The sequence below is a fragment of the Dactylosporangium maewongense genome (assembly GCF_039531485.1).
Taxonomy (GTDB): Bacteria; Actinomycetota; Actinomycetes; order Mycobacteriales; family Micromonosporaceae; genus Dactylosporangium; species Dactylosporangium maewongense.
On record NZ_BAAAQD010000101.1, the window covers coordinates 1 to 914 of the forward strand.

The 914-nt window shown below is 67.9% G+C and carries 2 protein-coding genes; both read right to left on the bottom strand.

Features of this window, described 5'->3' with window-relative positions:
- The coding region (locus ABD332_RS59895) for a carbon starvation CstA family protein (RefSeq protein WP_344516104.1) at positions 1-520 on the bottom strand (520 nt) is incomplete at its 3' end.
- A complete protein-coding gene (locus tag ABD332_RS59900) occupies positions 517-783 on the bottom strand; it encodes a DUF3311 domain-containing protein (protein ID WP_344516106.1) in 267 nt (88 codons plus the stop codon). The genes ABD332_RS59900 and ABD332_RS59895, both read right to left, overlap by 4 nt.
- Between the last annotated feature and the right edge of the window lie 131 nt (positions 784-914).

The window sequence follows — 914 nt, forward strand, 5'->3', positions numbered from 1 at the left end:
GGGCTGCGACGCCGCCGACGCGGCCGATCTCGTCCCGGGCCATCTGGCCGATGCTCTTCCCGTCGCGGCGCATGGACAGGAACATGACCACCATGTCCTGCACGGCCCCGGCGAAGACGACACCGACGATGATCCAGATGGTGCCGGGCAGGTAGCCCATCTGCGCCGCGAGGACCGGCCCGACCAGCGGCCCGGCGCCCGCGATCGCGGCGAAGTGGTGGCCCAGCAGCACGCGACGGTCGGTGACGTGGTAGTCGATGCCGTTGTCCAGCCGCTCCGCGGGCGTGGCGCGCCGGTCGTCGGCCTTGAGCACGCGCCGGGCGATGAAGCGCGCGTAGAACCGGTAGGCGATCGCGTACGAGCACAGCGCCGCGACCACCAGCCAGATCGCCGAGATACGCTCGCCGCGGGCCAGGGCGATGACCCCCCAGGCGATCGCGCCGACGATCGACACGGCTGTCCAGATCACGATGGACCGCAGGCCTGGGCGGGCCCGGGTCTGCGGAGTGAAGATGCTCATGCATGCTCTCCAGGGTGGGGGTGTCCGCCTGGATGCGTCCCGGGCGCACGGACCCCAGGGTCCGTGCGCTTCAGCAGCAGATGACTGGCTGTCATCAGCGCCATGCTCAGGAAGATCCAAGCGAACTGGAACCAGTAGAAGAAAGGCAGCCCTGCCAGCCGAGGCGTGGTCCGCGCGTACAGCGGGACCCAGAGGATTGCCACGAGCGGCAGTGCCAGGCCGGTGTAGGCAGCGACTCTGATTGCCTTGCGGAATCTCGCCATCCCAGCCTCCCGAACAGTCGTCGACGATGCCTGAATGTTGCGCACCCATGTCGCACGGTTTACCGACCGATTGCCTCTTGTTTCGTGTCAACCGATCCGGGAGCCTGCGCAACACACAGAGGACTGAGAGG